Raw genomic sequence first — 3,737 nt, forward strand, 5'->3', positions numbered from 1 at the left:
TGACCTGCAGAAACACTGGTCGGGGTGACAGGATTTGAACCTGCGACCTCTTCGTCCCGAACGAAGCGCGCTACCAAGCTGCGCCACACCCCGGTGCTGCATCTGCCCCGAACCGGTCGACCGGGTCGACCGGAGGCAGCAAGCAGAGATGCTAGCGCAGCCTCCCGCCCATCTCCGAATCGGGTGGGTCGGCCCGACGGCGGCTCAGCCCTGGGAGCGGGGGACGAGCGTCAGGAGGGTGGCCTCGGGACGGCAGGCGAGGCGTACCGGAGCCGTGGGGGCCGTGCCCAGGCCGGCGGACACCTCGAGCCACGCGGCGCCCTCCGGCGCCTGCGAGGACGGCGTCGAGCCGGCTCCCGGCCACCAGCGGGACAGGCCCTTGACGCGGCTGGTGTCGAGGTCGCAGTTGGTGACCAGCGCGCCGTAGCCCGGGACGCACACCTGCCCGCCGTGGGTGTGCCCGGCGATGATGAGGCCTGCCCCGTCGGCGGCATACGCGTCGAGCACCCGCTGGTAGGGAGCGTGCGTGATGCCGAGGGTCACGTCGGCGTCGGGCGAGGCGGGACCGCGTACGAGGTCGAGCCGGTCGTAGTCCAGGTGCGGGTCGTCGACCCCGACGAACTCGATGCGCTGGCCCCGCACGGAGAGGCACCGGCGGCGGTTCGTCAGGTCGACCCAGCCCTGTGAACGCAGGCCCCGCACGAGGTCCGCCGTGGGCAGGCGCGGCGTCGTGCCGACCCCCCGGGCGTGGTGCCGGGTCAGGTAGCGCAGGGGGTTCTTCAGCGTCGGGGCGAAGTAGTCGTTGGACCCGAGGACGAAGGCGCCCGGGATGCCGAGCAGCAGCTCGTACGCGTCGAGCAGCGCCGGGACCGCGTCGTCGGCCGCGATGTTGTCGCCGGTCGTGATGACGAGGTCGGGGTCGAGCGAGGCGAGGCTGTGCACCCACGCCCGCTTGGCGCGCTGGCGGGGCAGCAGGTGCAGGTCGGACAGGTGCAGCACCCGCAGCGGCGCCGCGCCGTCGGGCAGGACCGGCACGTCGTAGCGGCGCAGCACGAAGGCGTTGCGCTCGACGAGCGAGGCCCAGCCGAGCACGCCGGTCCCGGCGATCCCCAGGCCCAGGACGGTCTTGGTCACGGCACGCATGGGGCCCATCCTCGCACCCACCTTCTCAGCCACGGCGGCACCCACGGCGGTGCCGGCCGACAAACCGGGCGGAGGCCACGTGCCCGACCTGCCAGACTGGCTCCATGAGCACCCTCAAGGAGCAGCTGCAGTCCGACCTGACCTCCGCCATGCGAGAGCGTGACTCGGTGCGGGCCGGATCGCTGCGGATGGCCCTGACCGCCGTCACCAACGAGGAGGTCGCGGGCAAGGAGCACCGCGAGCTCACCGACGACGACGTGCTCAAGGTCCTCACCAAGGAGGCGAAGAAGCGCCGCGAGGCGGCAGAGGCCTACACCGGTGCGGGCCGCGCGGAGCTGGCCGCCAAGGAGGAGGCGGAGCTCGCCGTCCTCGAGACCTACCTGCCCAAGCAGCTCGGTGACGACGAGCTCGAGTCGATCGTCCGCGAGGCGGTCACCGCCTCCGGAGCCACGGGTATGCCGCAGATGGGGCTGGCGATGAAGTCTGCGAAGGCTGCCGTGGCCGGGCGCGCCGAGGGGGGCCGGGTGGCGGCCATCGTGCGCCGCGTCCTCGCCGGCTGAGCGGCGACAGGACGAACGAACGAAGGACGAAGGCCCGACGCGTACGTCGGGCCTTCGTCGTCGTCAGTGCTCGGTCACGGCTTCGGCGGCTTGCCGGGCTTGGTCTTGCCCGGCTTGGGCTTGGTGCCCCCGCCGGTGGTGGTGCCACCGCCTCCGCTCGGCTTGACGACCGTGGGCTGCGGCTGCGGCTGCGGCTGCGGCGGCTGCGGCTGCGGCAGGGCCTGCCGTGAGGCGCCGCGCGAGGTGTAGATGGTGATGAACGTCCCGCTGGGAGCCTGGCCCCAGGGTGAGGTGCCGGCGACGAGACCGCTGGGCACCGACGAGCTCATGGTGCCGCCGACGCCGGCCGAGTAGCCGGCGGCCTGCAGCGTGGCGATGGCCTGGCTGACCGACATCCCCGTGACTCCGGGGATGGAGTTGCCGGAGTTGGAGTCGGGGCTCGAGCCCTTCGTGAACTTGTCGGAGGGCTCGGGGAACGCGACCTCGGGCATGCCCTCCGAGGCCCGGTTCATGATGGCCTTCCAGATCGGTGCGGCGATCGCGGCACCGTGCATGACGGGGTAGAACTGGCCTCCGACCGAGACGTTCTTCATCACCCGGGTGATGGGGTCGTAGGGCGTGCCCACCCACACGGACGTGACCAGCTGGGGGGTGTAGCCGACGAACCACGACTCGTTGTTGTTGTTGGCCGTACCGGTCTTGCCGGCGGACTGGCGCTTGCCGTCGTCGAGCTGGTTCCGGATGCCGGAGCCGTGCGTCATGTTGTACTCGAGGAACTTGTCGGTGGCGTGGACGACATCGGGGTCCACGACCTGCGCGCACGGCGTGGCCGGCAGGGCGATGTTCTTGCTGCCCTGCGTGATCTTGGTGATCGCCACCATGGGGCACTTCTTGCCGCTGGCGGCCAGCACGCCATAGGCGTGGGCGACGCCCTGCGGCGAGACGTCCGAGGCTCCGAGGATGTACTGCGGGGCGTACTTGCCGACCGGGTCGCCGTCGGACTGGTGCAGGCCGAGCCGCAGCATGGTGTCGCGCACCTTGCAGCCGCCGAGCTTCTGGGCGAGCGCGACGAACGCCGTGTTGGTCGACAGGGCCGTCGCCTTCATGAGGCTGATGCTGCCGCCGCCGAAGAACGTGTCGTTGTCGACCTGCCACGTGCCGCCCGGACCGCAACCGCCCGGGAAGTCGTTCGGCCGGTAGGAGGCCATGTGACCGTCGCCGGCCGCCTTGGCGTTGACGCTGGCGTTGAGCTTCATCCCGGACTCCATGGCCGTCACGAGCGCGAACGCCTTGGCCGTCGAGCCGAACTGGAAGCCGCCGGAACCGCCGTACTTCTTGTCGAGGGCCCAGTTGATGCTGGTCTCGCCGCCGGCGTCCTTGGTGACGGAGTACTTGGTGTTCTGGGCGAACGCCTTGACCTGGCCGGTGTTGGGGTCGGCGACGTAGGCGGCGGCGCCGATGCGGGCCTTGTTGCCGACCGGCACCTTCTTCTCGACCTCGTCCTGCGCGAACTGCTGCAGCTTGGGGTCGAGGGTCGTGGTGATGGTGACCCCGCCGCGGTAGAGCAGGCGCTTGCGCTCCTCGAGCGTCTTGCCGAGCTGCGGCATGGCGAGGGCGTAGTTGACGATGAAGTCGCACCAGTAGGGGTAGGGCGAGGCGAGGCAGGTGCTCTTGGGCTGCTGGACGCGCATGTCCTGCTTGAGGGTGCGCTTCTTCGCGGCCTTCCACTGCTTGTCGGTGATCCGGCCCAGCTCGTGCATGCGGTCGAGCACGACATTGCGCCGGGCGATCGCCCGCTCGGGGAAGTTCACCGGGTCTGTCGTGCCCGGGTTCTGGGTCAGGCCCGCGAGGAGCGCGGCCTGCGACAGGCTCAGCTTCGAGGCGTGGACACTGAAGTAGTGCATCGCCGCGGCCTCGACGCCGTAGGCGCGGTCGCCGTAGTAGACGAGGTTGAGGTAGCCCTGCAGGATCTGGTCCTTGGTGAGCTTCTTCTCCAGCGTGATCGCGTACTTCAGCTCCTTGAGCTTGCGCATG

The 3,737-nt window shown here is 70.4% G+C and carries 3 protein-coding genes and 1 tRNA gene; 1 reads left to right on the forward strand and 3 read right to left on the reverse strand.

Annotated elements, in window-relative coordinates; translation table 11 throughout:
- Positions 1 to 16: 16 nt before the first annotated feature.
- Both ABD194_RS01290 and ABD194_RS01295 read right to left on the reverse strand, forming a co-directional pair.
- Positions 17 to 93: transfer RNA gene (locus ABD194_RS01290), tRNA-Pro, on the reverse strand.
- Positions 94 to 204: 111 nt separating this feature from the next.
- Complete coding sequence (locus tag ABD194_RS01295; protein WP_343986320.1) at positions 205 to 1,143, reverse strand: metallophosphoesterase; 939 nt, start codon at positions 1,141 to 1,143, stop codon at positions 205 to 207.
- Between the two features lie 104 nt (positions 1,144 to 1,247).
- Here ABD194_RS01295 and ABD194_RS01300 point away from each other — a divergent pair, with 104 nt between their 5' ends.
- Positions 1,248 to 1,703 carry a GatB/YqeY domain-containing protein gene (locus tag ABD194_RS01300; RefSeq protein WP_343986322.1) on the forward strand — a complete coding sequence of 152 codons (456 nt, stop codon included), beginning with the start codon at positions 1,248 to 1,250 and terminating at the stop codon, positions 1,701 to 1,703.
- A gap of 74 nt (positions 1,704 to 1,777) precedes the next feature.
- On the opposite strand, the gene ABD194_RS01305 is transcribed toward ABD194_RS01300, so the two are convergent.
- A partial coding sequence (locus tag ABD194_RS01305) for a penicillin-binding protein (RefSeq protein WP_343986324.1) occupies positions 1,778 to 3,737 on the reverse strand: 1,960 nt, incomplete at its 5' end.

This window comes from Terrabacter terrae (genome assembly GCF_039529575.1).
Classification (GTDB): Bacteria; Actinomycetota; Actinomycetes; order Actinomycetales; family Dermatophilaceae; genus Terrabacter; species Terrabacter terrae.

Bases quoted from the DNA above. Each gene is read 5' to 3' on its own strand.
- ABD194_RS01300 (WP_343986322.1), top strand. From the start codon at position 1,248: ATGAGCACCCTCAAGGAGCAGCTGCAGTCCGACCTGACCTCCGCCATG.
- ABD194_RS01295 (WP_343986320.1), bottom strand. From the start codon at position 1,143: ATGCGTGCCGTGACCAAGACCGTCCTGGGCCTGGGGATCGCCGGGACC.